This is a genomic window from Bradyrhizobium sp. UNPF46, from assembly GCF_006658625.1.
GTDB classification, from domain to species: domain Bacteria; phylum Pseudomonadota; class Alphaproteobacteria; order Rhizobiales; family Xanthobacteraceae; genus Bradyrhizobium; species Bradyrhizobium nitroreducens.
This window is the reverse complement of the sequence record NZ_LFJB01000135.1, coordinates 1-1,580: the sequence shown is the minus strand read 5'-3', so window position 1 is coordinate 1,580 and position 1,580 is coordinate 1. Positions and strand designations below refer to the sequence as shown.

1 protein-coding gene is annotated in these 1,580 nt (G+C 62.8%); it reads right to left on the bottom strand.

The features are described from left to right. Positions 1-1,146 (bottom strand): HAMP domain-containing protein (locus tag UNPF46_RS37075; RefSeq protein WP_181770281.1); only part of this gene is annotated, 1,146 nt, incomplete at its 3' end. Between the last annotated feature and the right edge of the window lie 434 nt (positions 1,147-1,580).

The window sequence follows — 1,580 nt, the reverse complement described above, 5'->3', positions numbered from 1 at the left end:
GGCGTCGCGCTCGGCCTTGGCCACCGCCTGAACCTTGAACTCCTCGACCGCGCCGGCCATCTCGCCGATCTCGTCCTTGCGCCCCAGGCCCGGCAGCACCACGTCGAAATTGCCCGAGGCCAGCTCGCGCATCGCCTTGCACATCGCGATCATCGGACGCGAGATGCCGTTGCCGAGCCACAGGGCCAGAACGGCGCCCACGGCCAGCCCGCCCAGCGCCATCATCAGCATCAACTGCTCAGTCTCGCCGATGGTCGCATTGGCGCTCGCCTCGATGCGTTGCTGGTCGGCAGTCAGATCCGAACGCAGCTCACTCGAGAGCTTGAGAATGGTTGCCGCCGTCTTGGTCATGTCGCCATTCGACTTGACGATGACCTTCACGTTCTCGGTCAGCTTTGCGAAGGAGGCGCGGTACTGCTTCAAGAGATCGCCGATCTCCTTGACGCGATCCGTGATCTTCTGGTCATTCGCATAGATGGAGACCAGCAAAGTCTCCAGGAACTTGATACGGGCGATCACGCCGTCGGCGGTCTTGGGCTCCGGCTTGGCGACGAAGGCGCCGACCGAGGTCGAGACCGCCAGATATTGCGAGGTGATGTCCTTGGCCGTGGTCTGGACCGATGCCAGTCCCGCCAGCGCGGCAGTATCGGCGAGATCGTCGAACTTGAAGCGGATCTTGTTGCCGACACTGTTGAGTTCATCGGCCGCGATCTTGTTGTTCTCGCGCGTCAGGGTAATGATCTCCCCGAACACCTTCGTGAAGCGCTGGAACTCGGCCTCGAGCTTGCCGACCTGCTCGCGGCGGGCGGCGCCTGTCGTGGCGGACATCGACTTGGCGATCGCGTTCTTCAGATTCGCTTCGGCGGCCTTGGCTGCGGTCTCGTCATCCGCCGCCCCCGTCAGGGTATAGGCTCGTGCCAGTCCTTGATAGGCGACCAGCTCGCGGTCGACCGTCCGAGCGAGATCGGCTTCCGACACGCTACTGCGATAGGAGGCCACGGCACCTGCGATCCGCTCGAAGCCGAAATAGGCGAAGGCCATGCTGACGGCGAGGATGGCGAGCACCGCCACGAAGCCGAGGATGATTTTTGCGCGAAACCGCAAAGTTGGCAGCTTCGATTGGTTCGACTTCGACTTGACCGACATTCCCCCACCCCATTCCATTCGCGGAAAACCAGGCGCAGCCCGGAAGCAGCCCGCTTCCTGACTCGTCCGCACGGTAATCGGCAAAGGATAAGCTGTGGTAAATTTATGGCGCCGCAACTGGCGGTTAGGTGACGCAGGGGAGCTACGCATTCCCTGTCGTCCCGGACAAGCGCGCCTTAAGCGCGCGCAGATCCGGGATCCATAACCACAGGATGTGGTTGGGCGAAGACTCGGAGTGACCAACGTCGCTCCACAATCTTCGCCCGGGAGTATGGGTCCCGGATCTACGCGCGCCTTAAGGGCGCGCTTGTCCGGGACGACGGCGGAGTGTGACGCGACAGCTCGCCCTACGCCGCCCTGATATTGCCCATGAAGCGATCGAGCTCGGCTCGCAGGCGGGTGCTTTCGGATGACAGCGTCTTGGCCGAATGCAG